The 17230-nt window shown below is 52.4% G+C and carries 2 protein-coding genes and 1 riboswitch; of the genes, one reads left to right on the forward strand and one right to left on the reverse strand.

All coding sequences use genetic code 11. The features are described from left to right. Positions 1 to 47 precede the first annotated feature (47 nt). Complete coding sequence (locus IPI86_RS18350) at positions 48 to 15950, reverse strand: LamG-like jellyroll fold domain-containing protein (RefSeq protein ID WP_345299460.1); 15903 nt, start codon at positions 15948 to 15950, stop codon at positions 48 to 50. A gap of 53 nt (positions 15951 to 16003) precedes the next feature. Continuing rightward, positions 16004 to 16125, reverse strand: a riboswitch (cyclic di-GMP riboswitch). Positions 16126 to 16399: 274 nt separating this feature from the next. On the opposite strand from IPI86_RS18350, the gene speB reads away from it, so the two are divergent. Continuing rightward, positions 16400 to 17224, forward strand: a complete 825-nt coding sequence (gene speB / locus IPI86_RS18355; RefSeq protein ID WP_345299461.1) for an agmatinase — start codon at positions 16400 to 16402, stop codon at positions 17222 to 17224. Positions 17225 to 17230 lie beyond the last annotated feature (6 nt).

Here is a 17230-nt window from a genome sequence, read left to right on the forward strand (position 1 = left end):
AAAAAGCCGCCCAAAAAATTTGGGCGGCTTTTTACTTCTCTAACTGGTTATGGTATTTCGAAGGTCTTCACTAAAAAGACCGCCATCTCAGCACGGGTGACCAGACCCTCCGGACAGAAGTTTCCATTACCGCAGCCGCTGGTGATCTCCATAAATGCCAGTTGTTCGATCCAGCTTGCTGCCCAGTAATCGGCAGGGACATCGTTGAAGGTCGTACCAGTGGCTGGCGGCGGGGTGTGGGTGTTGCCAAATTTCGAGCGCAACAGGAAGATGGACATTTCCGCGCGAGTGATGGCACTTCCCGGACAATAGTTTCCGTTACCGCACCCGACTGTAATGCCTTCTTCTGCCAACTGCTCGATCCAGTCGGCAGCCCAATAATTCGTGGGAACATCAGTAAATACGGTGCCCGTGGCAGCAGGCGGGACATACGACTTGCCATGCACCCCGCGCAGGATAAAGATCGCCATCTGTGCACGGGTAACTTCCTGTTCAGGGCAGTAGATCAACGGATTTGTATCACAACCGGCCGTAATGCCCGCCAAATATAAACGCTCAATTTCATTATTTGCCCAGTAACTGAAAGGAACGTCGTCAAATATCGGTTCTTTGGGCGGCTCAACAACCGGACTTGTGAAAGCGGCTTTGACGGATTTGTCACTGTCCATGGTGATCGAAATGGGATTCGTACTCCCGCTCAAATCTCCGCTCCAGTTTATAAAACTTTCGCCTGTGGCAGGAATGGCCGTCAACTCAACCACTTCGCCTTCCTGATAGATGGCCTTATTAGGCGATCTAGTAACCGATCCGCTGCCAGTTACAATAATTTTCAACGTATACCCAACCTGTGAGACATTGACAGTCACTGTTGCGCTGGATACAGCTTCATTCGGATCTGAAATGGTGTATATGAATGTGTCGGTTCCGAACCACCCAGCATTGGGTGTATAGGTTATCGTCCCATCTGGGTTGATGACGGCAATTCCATTGGCAGGCATGGCAACGTCAAAAATGGAAAGGGCATCGCCATCAATGTCTTCGTCATTATCCAATACATTGATGATGACCGGCACATCCTGGTCTGTCACGGCGACGTCATTGGCCGCCAGCGGAGCATCATTGACTGATGTAATCGTGACTGAAACCAATACGTCTGCACTGTTAAGCACACCGTCACTGGCCCGGTAGGTGAAGCTGTCATTGCCGCTGTAATTTGCAGCGGGAGAGTAATTCAACAACCCACCGTTGACAAAAGCAGTGCCGTGCTGGGCAGGCGTTACAATCTGATAGGACAAGATTGCATTGTCAACATCCATGCAATCAGGGCTGGATGTGGCGGACGTATCCTCCGCTGTGTTTATGGCAACTGGTTGGCAAACTGGCGCATCATTGACTGCAACAATGTTTATATTCACCAACGCCTCAGCACTCGCCTGCCCATCATTGACAATGAATGTGAAGCTGTCAGTGCCGTTGTAATCTGCGGCAGGTGTATATGTCAGGCTCGGGGCGGTTCCGCTCAAACTGCCATGGGCTGGGGAAATGCCAACGGCATAGGTCAATGTATCGCCGTCCACGTCAGCGCCGGTAAGTGTGATCGACCTCAACATATCTTCGTTCATCGTCAGAGTCTGGGGATCCGCAATCGGGTCATCATTGACCGCCGAGACCGTGAGGGTCACATCGGCAACGTTACTCTCCACCAAGCCATCCGATACTTTGTAGGTAAAGCCATCAATCCCGTGCCAGTTTGCGGCGGGAAGGTAGGTGAAGGAACCATCCGAATTGAAATTCAATATGCCATGAGCCGGGTCGCTGACTTTGATCGCTGTCAGTGTATCAAGATCGGCATCTGTGTCATTACCAAGCACACCAGATGCTGGCACCACCAACTGCGTATCTTCATCGGCAGTGTAAGAGTCTATTACAGCAGACGGGGCCACGTTGACCAGGTTAACTTTGATCGTAACGATTGCCTGATCCACAGCATTACCGTCATCCACCTGATAAGTGAATGTATCCTCTCCGCTAAAACCCGAATCCGGCGTATAAGTAAATGAGCCGTCCGAATTGAGGGTAAGCGAACCCTGTGTCACATCTGTGACGAGTGAAACGGTTAGTGGATCGCCATCCAGGTCAAGGTCGTTGCCGAGCACGCCCGCAGCTGGTACATCCAGCATTGTATTCTCAGCGGTCGCATAAGTATCGGCAACAGCATCAGGCATATCGTTGAGCGGATCGACCGTGATCGTTATCGTCGCCTGACTTGTAAATTCCCCGTCACTGACCTCAAAGACAAAGCCATCACCACCGTTGAAATTTGGATTGGGAGTGTAGGTCAGGTTCGGAATTATGCCGCTCAATGTTCCATCAACCGGCGGGGTGACAAGGCTGAATGTCAATGGATCGCCATCGACATCACTGCCGCTCAGGGTAATTCCAACAGAGCCATCTTCAGCGACACTGACGGATTGGGGATTCGCATCCGGAGCATCGTTGACCGAATTGATCGTAAGCGTCACTGTAACCACATTGCTGTCAAGGAGGCCGTCATTGGTCTTGTAGGTGAAAGAGTCACTGCCGTGGAAATCCTGAGACGGAGTGTAGATAAAGGAGCCATCGGCATTCAGAGTAAGGGAACCATCCTGAACATCATTGACCAAGATCACAGTCAGGGCATCGCCGTCCAAATCGTTGTCATTGCCCAACACACCATCAGCAGGCACATTCAATTGCGTATCCTCATCTGTGACATAGGCATCATTTGCGGCAATGGGAGCGGTGTTCACGAATGTAAATGTGGCGGTAACGGCTTTATTTCCATCCATGGTGATAAAGGCAGGATTGGCCGAGCCGTTCATATCGCCGCTCCATGTGGAGAAGACCCATTTGGTATCGGGCGCGGCCGTCAGTTGGACAACATCGCCATAATGGTATGGACCGTTGTTATTTCTTGAAACCGTACCGTTGCCAAGGGTGCTGACAGTTAATGTGTACTCGTTCTGACTGTAGTTCGCGGTAACTGTTGTATTGCCATTAATCGTGACCTCATTGTTGGTCAACGCTGGCGTCCAATCTGTGAACGTCCAACCCGGGGCAGCCGTCACATCTAGAGTGATGACATCACCAAGATGATAGGTTGCCTGATCCGGGGTCTTTGTCACGGTTCCGTGGCTGCTGACGATCGTTAATGTGTATTCATCCTGCGAATAATTGGCTGTGACAGCCACATTACCTGTGATTGTCAGATCGACTGGATTGATGGTATCGGTCAGGCCGCCGCTCCAGCCAATAAAGTTCCAGCCTGTATCGGGAGTAGCGGTGAGGTTAACAATGTCGCCGAGATGATAGGTTGGCTGGTCCGGCAATTTGGTCACTGTGCCGTGCGCGCTGACAATAGTCAGTGTGTATTCATTCTGTGTGAACAACGCAGTGACGGTTTTGTTCGCATCCATCGTTATTGAGATTGGATTTACCAAACCTGCTGCATCGCCTGACCAGTTCGCAAATGTCCAGCCTGCGGCTGGGGTTGCCGTGAGTTCGACAAGGTCGCCATGATGATATGGACCGGAAATGTCAGTTGCCACTGAACCATCGCCGATCGTATTGATCGTGAGGCTGTATTCGATCTGGGTGTAATTTGCGGTGACCGACGTATTGCCGTTGATCGTTAGCGAAACGGGGTTGGAGATTCCTGTTACGCCACCGCTCCAATTCGTGAAGGCCCAGCCCACGGCAGGTGTGGCTGTCAATTGGACAGAGTCTCCATAATGGTAGGTGGCCTTATCCGGGTTCTTCGCAACCGTTCCATGGTCGCTCGTGATCGTGAGTGTGTATTCGGTCAGGTCAAAGTTGGCAATGACCGATTTTGCTGCATCCATCGTGACGGTGCATGTGCCTGTACCTGAGCATCCTGCGCCGCTCCAGCCGGTGAAGGTGGAACCAAGGGTCGGTGCGGCAGTCAATACGACAGATGTATTGCGCGGGAAGTTATATGTACAGGCCGCGCCGCAGTTAATTCCAGCCGGTGCGCTTGTAATCGTACCAGTTCCCGTACCGGTCTTGCTCACGCTCAATGGAGCGATCCCGGCCAATGCCTGAATCTCGTCAACGGTCAGCGAGCGGTTATAAACGCGGACCTCATCCATGCCGCCCATAAAGTAACGGGAGTTATTGCTTTGAGCGCCAATCGTCAGCGGCAGGTTGTTTGCAGCGACAGTAAAGCTGGCGGGCAGACTGGATTCGAGCACGCCGTTGATATACAGCTTGATGGTGGCGCCATCATAGGTTGCGGCCACATGCATCCAGGTCGTTCCATCAAACGGATAATCGGTAATGGAATTGACGCGGTATGTATCTCCGCTGGTTACTTGATTGAAGCGGACAAATACCTTACTCGGCGCCGGTGAAGACGGTTGATTGGTGGCAAGAGCCACTTCATATCCATTCGTTCCGCCATTGATCGCCTTCTTGATCAAATCCTGTGTGGCTTGTTGTTCCGGGCGGATCCACAGGGAGATGGTGAGCTGGTTGGTAAGATCAAGCGTCGGGTCGTCAGGAATCGCCACATATTGGCTGGTTCCATTCAAATCGAGAGCCAAGCCTGTATGGCCGGTCACCCATGCCGCGCCGTTGACGGTTGCGCCGTCATTGAAGTAGGCAGAACCATCGATGATGCTCGTGCCGCTCCCCTCCTCCATCGGCCAGCAGCCAACGAGGGTTGGGTCGTTTTCGCAGGCGACGGTTGTGGCGATGATGCTGTTCGTGTCGCTGGCTGAGTTGTTCACTGTTAATGGGTCAGTCATGCCCGAAGGAACTGCAACAGTGGCAGTGTTTGTAAAGCTGCCGCTGGCGGCATTGCTGATTTGTGCGTTGAGTGTGTATGTCACACTTGCACCGACAGGCAGATCGGCCAGGTCATTGATACTGCCTGTGCCGCCCGCGGCGCATGTGCCTCCGCTTGCACCGGTACACGTCCATGCTGCGGATGCAAATGCCGAGGACAGGGTATCCTGCACGCTCGCACCGATCACCGCCTGCGGCCCATTGTTTTGAACAACGATCGAGTAGGAGACGATATCTGTTGGGCGGACAGATGTAACCGTGTCGGTCTTCGTGATCGACAGATCCGCGCCAATGGATGGAACAGGCGCACAGATCTCACCAGCCACATGCGTGGCGCTAGAGAAGATGGTCACCAATTCACTGGTGTAATTCCCCTTGCTGCCGGAAGCATCGTTGAACGCACCGGCATTCAGGGTGGTTCGATTTCCAAAAGCAATCGGCGAGATCGTGGATTGCTTGTACACCATCGGGTTGTAGCCTTCGGCGGAAGTATATAAAACTGTGAGATATCCATTGACTTCATCGAGCATAAGCGTGGCGCGAGTGCCCGCATCGTCAATGTTATAAAGGTTGTCCCAGGTTCCAGCGGGTCTGCGGACAAGCAGGGCAATCTTGGGATAACCTGCTGTGTCGTAGCTGGTCTTGACCACAGCATAGATCGTTCCATCAGAAGCGACGGTCATGTGCATGTGATCATCTGCCATGCCGAGGCCCACATTTTGCGCCGATTGTGAAGCGGGTACTTCATCCGCAATCCATGTGCCGGGCGCTGCGCCATCGTTGTGCAGGCGGAAACCATATCGTTGTGTGTTCTGATTCGACCACAAAATACCGATCTGATTGGAAGGCAGGGCGATGATGGTTGAAATATCGTCGTTATTCACGCCCGATGCAATCGTGATCGGCGCGCTCCACGCGCTGTAAGGTGAATCGCTGTAATAGGCAACAATCTGCCCGGTTGCATCATTTTCAGAGGCGAGCCACATGCGGCCAGTGGAATCAATTTCGATCGTGGCGATCTCACTGTTCGCGAGGGAAATGCCCGCCGGAGCCGCGCGCCCGCTCCAGGTCACGTAGGAAGCGCCATTATATTCAGCCGAAACAAGCTGGGTCGTTGTCCCTGCATACAGCAGAATGTGCGCAACATCCCCGGCCGTCTTCACATCGGCTTTGGTGTTCGTGGCGGTTGAGAGTTTGAGTTCTTCAACCCATGTCGTACCTTGCAATCTCCACAGCCATGTACCGGCCGAGGATGCGCCCGAAACATTGGTCGGGAAGACCGCCCACCATATGCCGTCATGCTGCCAGACTTTGGATTGCGGTTTTTCACCCGTAGATGCCGTGGTGGGTTTGGATGTAAGATCCGCGCAGACCAAACCGCTGGCAGGCGGAATGGCATCCGTGATCGTCCATGTGAAGTTGACGGAAGTCACGCCTCCGACTCCGTCCGAAACTGTTACTGTTACGTTGAATGGACTCGACGCTGAGGCAGTGTAATCCACCGCGCCGTTGATCGAGCCGTTGATTGGATTAATGCTCAACCCGGTTGGTAAATTCAACGCGCTGTATGTCAACGTGTTGTTTTCAACGTCACTGGCGACGATCTGTAATGAGACCGTTGCACCTTCGGCATTGGTTTGACCGCCCGGGTTGGTAACGTTCGGCGCATCGTTGGCGGGGTTCACTGTAACCGTCAGGTTGAATGTATTGCTGTCAGCCGTGCCATCATTGACTTTTACTGGAACCGTAAGCGTGCCATTGAAGTTGGCAGCCGGGGTGATGGTCGTTCCGGCAACGGTGTAATTCGCGCCGTTTTGCACGGTGAGCGAGAAATCGGTCGGGTAGGTGTTATCTGTATCTGTGACGAGCAGGTCCGTGAAAGCGATGAGCAGGGCGGCGTCTTCGTTCGTTGCAAGTGGATTCTGCCCTGTGATCACCGGCGAGGTATTGACCACGTTAACGGTGACAATCAGATTGAAGGTATTGCTGTCGCTTGTGCCATCGTTGACTTTGACCGGTACGGTCAAAGCGCCGTTGAAGTTCAATGCGGGCGTGATCGTATTCCCCGCAAACGTATAATCCGTGCCGCTCAAAACGGTGAGCGTGAACCCGCTTGGGTAAGTGTTATCCACATCTGCGACATTCAAGTCTGTCAGCGTAATCGTCAGCGCGGTGTTTTCGTCTGTGGCGAGCGGGTCCTGGCCGGTGATGATCGGCGCATCGTTGACCGAAGCAACCGTAACCATGAATGTCGTCTCGACAAACATTCCGCCCGTATCTGTAGCGCGGATGGTGATATTGGAAGTACCGAACACATTCGGCGCATAATCGAGAACCAGATTTTGATTCGCGTTGATATTGGCGGAGGTGAAGAGCGCCGCGTTGGTATTACCTGTGAGGGTGTATGTCATCGCGCCGTCCGCATCTTCGGCATCGGCAAACGACTGCCACAGGTCAATGGATGTATCGACCGCATCTTCGTTGACGTTCACTGCGGCAATACCGCTGGTGGTCGGCTGGCTGTTGCCAAAGAGAACCTGAATCTCTGCAAGGCTGAGTTCGCGGTTGTACACGCGCACATCATCCAACAATCCCTGATACAGGTTGATGAAAGTAGGCTCGGCACCAACGCCCAGATTCGTTGCATTGGGCGCAATCGTAAGAGTCGCCGCCTTCGTATTATCGAGGACGCCATTGATGTACATTCTCAGGGTTGTGCCATCATAAGTAGCGGCCACATGCATCCATGTATTTCCATCAGATGGATATGAAGCGAGAGAATCTATGCGGTAGTTAACATTGCCATTCAAGCGCATGAAGACCTTTCCCGCCGCGGAAAGAGAAAGTTCATAGCCATTGGCGGTGGTTGTGCCCGTGGTCTTCTTGATGATATTTTGGGTTGCGACCTTCTCCGGCTTGATCCAGGCAGACAGGGTGATTCGATTGGATGCAATGTCCAAACTATTGTTGTCTGGAACCATGGCATATTGGCCGGTGCCGCTCAAATCCAATGCGAGGCCATTCATGCCGGTGACCCAGGTCGGGCCGCCGGTGATGCTGCCGTCATTGCCAAAGGTGGTTGCATCAATGATGAACGTCCCGTTCCCCTCTTCCATCGGCCAACATCCGACGAGCGCTGGATCATTCGCGCATAAACCTGAAGCGGCTTGTAAAACTGTCCACGTGAAATTCGCAGGAGAAGCTGTTGTCCCATCGTTCACAGTGACGGTCACATTGTATGGGCTGGTTGCCGCGGCACGATACGTCAGTGTTCCGCTGATCAAGCCCGAGGTTGTGTTGATGCTTAATCCATTCGGCAGGTTGGCCGCGCTGTAGGTCAAAGTGTCGGCTGGAATATCCGCATCTGTGGCAATGACTTGTAGTGAAACGACTTCCCCTTCCGCGCTTGTCTGCGCTCCCGGGTTTGTCACTTGCGGCGCATCGTTCTGCGTATTGACGGTAACCGTCAGGTTGAAGACATTGCTGTTTGCTGTACCGTCATTGACGAGCACCGGCACAGTGAGCGTACCAATGAAGTTTGTAGATGGGGTAATGGTTGTCCCAGCTACTGTGTAATTCGTCCCACTCTGCACCGTGAGGCTGAATCCGGTTGGATAGGTATTGTCCACATCCGCGACGATCAGGTTGGCAAGCACAATTGTCAATGCAGTGTCTTCATTTGTGGAAAGCGGATTTTGCCCGGTGATGACCGGCGCATCATTGACTGGAGTCACTGTCACGGTCAGATTGAATGGAACACTATTGGCCGTTCCATCATTCACCACCACTGGAACGGTCAACGTGCCGGTGAAGTTTGCGGCCGGGGTGATGGTATTGCCAACGAATGTGTAATTCGCCCCGCTCTGGACCGTGAGGCTGAATCCGGTTGGGTAGGTATTGTCAACATCCGAGACAATCAGGTTCGCCAGAGTAATCGTCAAAGCCGTATCTTCATTTGTAGAAAGCGGGGTTTGTCCAGTAATGACCGGCGCATCATTAACAGGATTAACGGTAACGCTCAAGTTGAAGGCATTACTGTTATCCGTCCCATCGTTGACGACGACAGGCACTGTCAGCGTGCCGTTGAAATTCAACGCCGGGGTGATGGTCGTTCCGGCAACGGTGTAATTCGCGCCGTTTTGCACGGTGAGCGAGAAATCGGCTGGGTAGGTATTATCAGGATCGGTTACCGTCAAATTACCCAATGTGATATTCAATGAAGCATCTTCATTTGTGGAAAGCGGATTCTGGCCGGTGATGGTCGGAGGAACATTTGCTGGCTCCTCAGTTGTAGTACTCCATGTTGGGCCAGTTGTAGATGCGATTCCGTCGCTGACAACTGCGTACCATTCATACTCGGTATTGTTATTCAAGTTTGGCCAGGTAACGCTGGCGGTTCCACCGGAAGGCACCGTATCTGTTCCGATCAACTGATAGGAATTGACCAGGTCGGCCGTCAGGTTGAACTGACTGTCTGCATCGGCTTCAAACTGATTTAACCACGGCGAGTAGGTCTTCACCTGAATGTTATTGCTGGAGGGCGAGATGGTAATAATACGCAGCCAGCCATTGCCGCCAGCCGTACGTCCCTGATAATCAGACATCAGGCTGTAAACGGTATGACCGTTAAAGGTATCTGAACGCTGGCCTTCGGCAGGGCTTGGGACGTGTCCGCCCAGCATGAGGAACAGGTTGGGGTTATCTTTCAACGCATTGTAGATGGCCTGTCCCTGCGAACTGAAAGAGGCATTATTGCCGCCATTGATGAGCCAGTGGGTCACTACAATAGCGCGGCGTGTGCTGTAGGTCTGTAACAGGTTATCAGCCCAGTTCAGCACTGCGGCATTGGCAGATGTATCATATTCGAGGTGGATCACGATGAAGTCCATGCCGCTGGCGCTGAACAATTCATAATGATTATCGTTTTTAGTTCCATAATGACCGCCATAATAGTCACGGCCAAGGAAGCGTGATTCGCCAAAGAATTGGTTGTATAGCGTCGTGCCGGAAGGCGTACCGATCGGGGTCTGGTCATGATTTCCGGGGGCAATGCCATATGGCATTCCATACGGTAAACCTGTCGTAAGCGGGTTTTCGATCGTTTGGAAGAACTGGTCGGCACGCTGCCATTCAACGATGAATTGGTCGCCGTGCTCCGTGCAGTCGCCCAATTGGGTCACAAACTGAATGTTGTAGGCCGCCTTATTATTCACGACCCACTGGGTTTGCGTATCCATGATTGCGGGAGTCCCGCCGTTTAACGCACTGGTGTAATACTGGGTATCCGGAATCGCGATGATGGAGAAATCAGCGCCAGGCGCTGAATTTACCGGGCGTCCGTAGAACTGCACGGTCAGATTGCCGCCATCGGGGTCGGAGACATCCACAGACAAGGTGGGAGATGTCGAAGTGCCGGTACTGTTATCGGCCGGGCTGACAAGCGTCGGGGCGTTTGGAGCCGTGTTGAAGGTGGCATTGAACGGCGCGCCGGGCGTGATCCAGCTATATCCGCTGCCAGTTACGGTTCCCGTGATCGTCGTTCCAGCGGTCCCGCCCACCACTGCCCCACTTCCTTCGTTCAATCCCCAGCGCGCAACCAACCCGCTCACTGGAGAACTGATCTGATTATTAACATCGCTCATGATCTGCGCCTGACTGCGGGCTGTATTCCAAATACGAACCTCATCCATGGCGCCGTCGAAGAATCCATTTGCCGTGTTGGTGGAAGTGAGCATGGTTGCCAGAGCAGTGGCAGAGTTATTCGCTGCGTTAACGGGCTGGCCCACCAACACATCCGCTTCAAGATTACCGTTCAAATAAAGTTTCCAGCGGCTTCCATCATAAGTGACGGCCGCGTGGTACCAAACTCCGTTTTGAATTGTTGTGGTTCCATAAACCGGGTGATTCAATCCCAATTGACCGCCACCTGCGCCTTCTTCAAAATCAGCACAGAGTACATCCAAAGCATCATCAATGCACAAAAGATAATTCACATCCACGTTGCTATTTTCAGCTTCAGGAGCACCGTTGGAGATGAGCGGGATCGCATTGGGAATGCCGCCCGTGCCTGTTGTATTTGACGCGCCAGTTCCATCGCGGCGGAACCAGCCCTCAAGGGTGAATTGCGCCATGTCGAGGGTATTGGCATCGCCAAAAGTAACGTAGGAATGCGCGGTGCCAAAATCCAATGCGCTTGCATTTTCAGCAAGTGTGGTAACGCAAGAGACGTTGCTATAACCTGATGGACCAACGGCATTCGTGGCACGTACGCGATAGCAATACTGGATGGCAGGGAAAACATTTGTATCTGCAACTGTAGTGACGTTTTGACCAAGCGTGGTCAATGGGCTGAACGGACCCGCAACAGCGCTTCCGATCTCAACCTCGAAGCTGGTCTCGTTATTTGAGTTATCCGTCCACGTGAGATCGACTTGATAAGACGATGACGAAGTGGCGCTCAACCCCGTGGGGTCAGCAGGCGCTACAAGCACGAGATCAAATGGAGCTCCGGGAGTAATCCAACTGTAGCCGCTTCCAAATACCGAACCATTCACTGTGGTACCCGCCGAGCCATGGACACTTGTACCGGCATCTTCATTCAGGCTCCAGCGCGCAAGCAAGCCGGTTTGGGCAGTTGAAATCTGCGCATTGGCATTACCTTGAATCTCCGCCAAGGTGCGTGGATAATTCCATATTCTCACTTCATCCAGCGAGCCATTGAAATATCCCTGCGTGGTGTTTCCATTTGACTCAATGGAAGTACCCAAGGCAACCGGGGGAATACCCACTGCATTCGCAGGCTGACCCACCACCAGCGATGCTTCCAACAGGCCATTGAGATACAGCTTCCAAGTTGTGCCATCGTATGTGGCTGCGGCGTGATACCAGGTTCCATTGACAATGGGAGTCGTTCCACAAACAGGATGGTTCTGGCTGGGCACGGCTCCAGATGCGGCTTCTTCAAAGTCTGCACATAATGTATTGGTAGCAGAGTCGATGCCGAGGAAATAATTGATGTCGGCGTTTGCATTTTCGGCTTCGGCTGTGCCCTTGGTGATCAAAGGAATCGCGGAGGCAATGCCGCCTGTCCCGGTATCAGTGCCTATGCCCGCGCCATCGCGACGGAACCAGGTTTCGAGCGTGAAGGTGCTGGAATTCAGGCTGGCCGAATTCGCAAATTTTGTATAAGCATTTGCACTGCCTAATTTCAAAGCCGCGCCGCTTTCCGTCAATGTGGTGGCACAGGAAACGCTGCTATAAGCAGATTGTCCACCTGCATTGATCGCACGCACACGGTAACAATACTGCGTGAGCGGCAGGGCAGTGCCATCGGAGTAGGAGGTGGCGTTTAACCCCGCGGTTGCCACATAACTGAACGGCCCGGCAATATTCGTCCCGCGCTCGATCTCAAAACCAACCTCATTGCTTGAATTATCCGTCCAGGTGAGGTCAACTTGATTGCCAAAGGAGGCGGCGGCATTTAATCCACTGGGTGCGGCGGGAATGCTGAAATTGATATTGAACGGTGCGCCCGGCGTAACCCAACTGTAACCGCTGTCGTTGATCGTGCCATTCACGCTTGTTCCTGCAGATCCATTAATAGCCGTACCGGTATCTTGATTCAAGCCCCAGCGGGCGATCAACCCGGCCTGCGCCGTGGTGAGTTGAGCATTGATCGTGGCAAGGATTTCCGACGGGGTACGCACGTAATTCCAAATACGCACCTCTTCCAGGGTGCCGTTGAAGAATCCCTGGGTTGTGGCGCCATCCGATTGAATGGATGTGCCAAGTGAAACGGGGGCGATATTCATATCGTTGGCTGGCTGGCTCACGGTTAAGGATGCTTCGGGCATTCCATTCAAATATAAATGCCAGGTTGTTCCATCATAGGTTGCAGCGGCGTGATACCAAACCCCGTTTTGGATCGCTGTCGTTCCGCAAATGGGATGGTTCAGACCGGGGGTTGTGCCAGAGGCGGCTTCTTCAAAGTCTGCACACAGTGTATTCCCGCCTGGGTTGATGCCAAAGATGTAATTGATATCCGCAGTGGCGTTTTCCACTTCGGCGGTACCTTTTGCGATCATGGGCTCAATAAAAGTCCCGTTAGCGCCGGTGGTGGTTGCGATACCGGTTCCATCTCGGCGGAACCAGGTTTCGATGGTATAGGCAGGCGTATTCAAGCTGGATGAAGTCGGGAAAACCACATAAGCGCTGGCATTGCCGAGTTTCAGCGCCTTTCCGCCTTCTGCCGGAGTGTTTGCACACGACACATTGCTATAAGCAGACTGTCCGCCTCCGCTCACTGCACGCACGCGGTAACAATACTGTGTAAGCGGGCTGACGGTTCCATCTGCATGAGTAGTTATGTTGGTGCCAACACTGGTCAATGCGCTGAATGGACCAGCCGCATCGCTTCCGCGCTCGATCTCAAAGCTGGTTTCGTTATTCGAGTTATCCGTCCATGTCAGGTTGATGTTGGAACCGGATGTCGCTGTGGCATTTAATCCTGCTGGCGCGATAGGTGCGCCGATGACGATATTGAATGGCGCACCAGAAACCCAAAGTGGATTATTCGTCAGTGTGCCATTAAACGTACCAACAGAGCTGGCAATCGCGGCACCAGCGCCTTCATCCATGCTCCAACGCGCGCTCAAGCCGCTTCCGCTTGTCAATTGCGAATTGATATTTGTTTGGATCTCTGAAAGGGTCAGAGCGCGATTCCAGATACGAGGCTCATCCATGACCCCAGCAAAATATCCCTGAATGGTAGTGCCATTGGAACGAATGGAAGTTGCAAAGGCAGTTGGGGAAGTCGTTGCACTGGCAACGGGCTGACCCACTGTTAACGAATTTTCCAAAACCCCGTTCAGGTAGATCCGCAATGTTGTCCCGTCATATGTCATTGCGGCGTGGTACCAGGTATTGTTCACGATGACCGTTGTTCCTGAGATCGGATGATTCAGGCTTGGAGCAGCCCCGCCTGCACCCTCTTCAAAATCGGCCACCAGCACAGCAGAGGACGCATCAATACCCAGGAAATAGTTAATATCTGCAGCGGCAGCTTCGCTTTCCGACGTTCCCTTTGTGATCAAAGGAATGGCAGATGTAATTCCACCGCCGCCGGTCGTGACGCCAACACCTGCACCTGTGCGTTTAAACCAGGTTTCGATCGTATAAACAGGCGACGCAAGGGAATTGCCCGTTCCAAACGTAACGTATTGATTGCTTCCATTAAATTGCAGTGCCGCCCCTTGAGCAAGAGAAGGCGTTACATCCACTTCCGCGGAATCAACCGACTCATTAGCGGATGTATCAACCGCCCGCAGGACATAATAGTAGGTTGTGTCATTGGTCAGGCCTGCATCCAGATAAGTTAATGAAGTCAGCAGGGAAACATTGACCTTTGTATATGGCCCCCCCGCGATTGTGCCCCGGTATAAGTTGTACCCGGCAAAGTCAGAATCAGAACTGGCCGTCCAGGACAGGTTGACGTTTCTACTATATGAACTGGCAGTTAAACCCGTCGGCGCAGCAGGAGGGATATTATCCGGAAATCCTGTTACCCAGGTCGGGCCATTTACCAGTGTGCCATTCTCCGCAGTGGGGATGGCTGAATCATTGACAATCGTACCCGTGCCTTCATTTAACCCCCAACGCGCAAGCAAGCCGCTGCCGCTGGCGAGTTCAACAAACCTGTTTGTTTGAATTTCATTTTGAGGTAATGCACGATTCCAGACTCGAGCCTCATCGATTGTACCGGCAAAGAATCCTGCGCCAAGCACACCGGCAGAATTTATCCCGGCCGCCAAACCGGGATGCTGGTAACTGGTGGATTCCGGAGTCGCATTTGGGCATGCCACAACAGCGGCATTTAATGCATCAAGATTGCCATCAAGATAGATTGACCAACAGGAACCTGTATAAGTAACCGCAATATGATGCCACTCACCGACGGGGACCAACGTAGTTCCCCAAGCTGGATGATTTGCGCCCCCAGCAGTATCTTCAAAATCCACGCCTACAAACCCATCGGCGGTGATTCCCATGAAATAGTTTGTGTTCAAGTTGGCCGGATTCTCCCCCTCCCCCATGCCTTTGGTGAGAACGGGGTAAATACCATTCGGTCGACCACCGCCCCCGTCAAAGCCGTTCGTGCCTGTGCTCATGGTAAGTCCACCGGCAGCGCGCTTTACCCAGGCTTCGAGTGTAAAAGATGTTACTCCCAATCGGTTCAGGTTACTTGCGGTTGTACCCGAGCCGTCATTTAAACCCCAACGACCAATCAGCCCACTGGTTGGAGTTAAGATTTCAGAATTCATACCTGACTGGATCTCGGCCTGTGTACGAACGACATTCCATACACGCACTTCATCCAACCTTCCTTGAAAATATCCTGCGGGTGTACCAGCAGAAGTCAACGCAGAACCGATGGCAGCATGCTGTATGCTGTCAGAGCGTGGGAGGACATTGGCGCCTAGATCCGATGTTCCATCTGCAACACCGTCCAGGTATAAGGTCCATACTGCACTGACACTATCGTAACTTACCGCGGCATGATGCCATGCGTTTGTGGTTATCGTGGTCAACCCGATAATGGGGTGATTCGCCCCCGTGGCGGCATCCTCAAAATCAGCCGCCAGTTTTCCGCCCTGGATCCCAAGATAATAATTCGCATCCACGTTGCTACCGTCGGCCTCATTACGTCCCTTGGTAATTAAAGGATAAACCGCGGTCAGGCCTCCCCCGCCTGTGGTTCCAGTTGTTCCACCGCCCTGCCAATAAAACCAGGTTTCGAGGGTAAAGTTTGTAACACCTAATTCTGGTGCGGCACCAAACGTCACATACTGGCTGGTCCCATTAAATAATAGCGATGAACTGCCCAGCCTGGAGTTGGCTAATGTATTCCAAGCAGGAGTACCCGTCAGTGTACCTGGAATAGAGCGGGTGTTTCCAAATGTAACATGTTGATTCGTACCATTGAATTGCAAGGCTGTTCCAGCAGGGGCAGCCAGCACGCTTTGCACTGGAATACCTAAAGCACTAAACAGCATACTTAATATCGCAATGCAAGAAAACACACGAGCTTGGAATCGATTGTTCATCATGCCTCCACCTATTTAGAACATAAAGGATAGTTTATATCTGAAAACAAAAAAACCAGCCATTAGGCCGGTTTCGCTATTTGCTCCTCAAGGATATTCCCTTCCATGTATGTTACTTTCGGAGCATGAAGGTAAAGCGACCAAATTAGATCCCTGAATCATCGCAGCCAATTGACTCAACAACCTTGCAAAAATGCAAGGCGATTTGTATTAGTATACAGATTTACAAACTGATTTCAATTAGGTAGTTCTTCCCGGTTTAATAATCAAATGTCATAACCGTTTTGGGAGCGATTTGGCTGTCTGAAAAGCTTTTCCAAGCCGCAAAACTGTCTACCAGGCGGAAAGTGAATAGATTGCCATCCTTGCCTTCATGGGTACGATGCCTACAAGCGATTTGTTGAGTAAAATGAGCATACAAGAAACGAATCCTGTCGAAAAAGGTCTAAACCATGAGAACATTCCGTCCCTTCCCCCAACAAAACACACGCATTGGTTTGTTGGGCGTCGCATTCGATGAAAACTCATCCTACATGCGTGGTGCGGCGCTGGCTCCGCAACGGATCCGTGAGGCGTTTTTCTGCGACTCGTCCAATCAGTGGACGGAAGATGAAACCTATCTCGGTGCGGATAGTATCTTCGCGGATGCTGGCGACATCACACCGTCGCAGGCGGATATGCCCATTGAGACCGAGCAGGCCGCAGGTCGATTGTATGAAGCGGGGTTGAAGGTCATGGCATTCGGCGGTGATCATTCGGTCACATATCCGCTGGTGAAGGCGGCTGCGAAAGCTCATCCGAATTTGAGCATTTTGCATTTCGATGCCCACCCCGACTTGTACGATAACTTTGATGATAATCCGCATTCACATGCCAGCCCGTTCGCGCGGATCATGGAAGCGGGTTTGGCGAAACGCCTGGTGCAGGTGGGCATTCGCACCATCAACGGACATCAACGCGAACAGGCGAATCGCTTCGGCGTGGAAGTGCTGACGATGAAAAATTGGCAGGATGTTTTCAACATAAATTTCGATTCACCGCTTTATATCACCTTTGACATGGATTGCCTTGACCCTGCATTTGCGCCCGGCATTTCGCATTGGGAGCCGGGCGGGCTTTCCACACGTGAGGCATTGAGCGTGATCCAGTCACTGCAGGCAAACATTATCGGCGCGGATGTGGTGGAGTTGAACCCAACACGGGATCCCTTGAATATGACCGAGATGGTGGCGGCGAAGGTTTTCAAAGAGATCGTAGCAAAGATGCTCATGAGGTAGAATCGG

It is taken from the genome of Candidatus Villigracilis affinis, assembly GCF_016705895.1.
Taxonomy (GTDB): Bacteria; Chloroflexota; Anaerolineae; order Anaerolineales; family Villigracilaceae; genus Villigracilis; species Villigracilis affinis.

Excerpts from the sequence above, each read along its gene's own strand:
- IPI86_RS18350 (WP_345299460.1), bottom strand. The coding sequence starts at position 15,950 with ATGATGAACAATCGATTCCAAGCTCGTGTGTTTTCTTGCATTGCGATA.
- speB (WP_345299461.1), top strand. The coding sequence starts at position 16,400 with ATGAGAACATTCCGTCCCTTCCCCCAACAAAACACACGCATTGGTTTG.